The 658-nt window shown below is 51.5% G+C and carries 1 protein-coding gene; it reads right to left on the bottom strand.

Features of this window, described 5'->3' with window-relative positions; genetic code table 11:
* The coding region (locus tag AC29Z1_RS06805; RefSeq protein WP_488270706.1) for an FAD-binding oxidoreductase at positions 1–577 on the bottom strand (577 nt) is incomplete at its 3' end.
* Positions 578–658 lie beyond the last annotated feature (81 nt).

Here is a 658-nt window from a genome sequence, read left to right as displayed (position 1 = left end):
GCATAGTCCAATCCGGTCCGGCCATATCGCCATCAAATTTATTGCCCACTTCGACAACACGGCCATCAGGCAATACTACCTCCAACCCCAATACATAATCTCTGGTTATGCCGTATTTAACGCCGCGGGGGCCGCCAGCGCATTCAGCAATATTACCGCCGATGGTCGAGGTCTTAGCACTAGCCGGGTCGGGCGGATAAAAAAGTCCTGCCTGATTTACAGCATTAACTAAGCTCTCGGTGATTACCCCAGGTTCAACTACGGCTACCCGGTTGGCGGTATCAATCTCAATAATCCGGTTAAGCCGGGTAAGCACAAGGGCAATGCCGCCTTGCAGCGGCACCGAACCACCTGACAGGCCAGTGGCCGCCCCTCTGGCGGTTATTGGAATACGGTACTTTTGGGCCAATTTGACAATTGCCACAATCTCCTCGACACTACCAGGCTTAACTACTACATCGGGCGGAAAATCCCGGAAAGTAGCATCAAAGGAATAACAGATTCGGTCTTCCAGTTGATCCATAACGTATTGATCGCCAACCAGTTGTTTCAACTCAACCAGGATTTGCTGTTCCATATATCTCGCCTCCCTAGTCCAGGCCGTATGCTTGGGCAATAATTTCGGCCGTGTGTAATACCCGCAGGTTACTGCCCCGTT

Source organism: Sporomusa sp. (assembly GCF_057736855.1).
The sequence above is the reverse complement of the archived record's forward strand: the minus strand, read 5'-3'. Positions and strand labels throughout refer to the sequence as shown.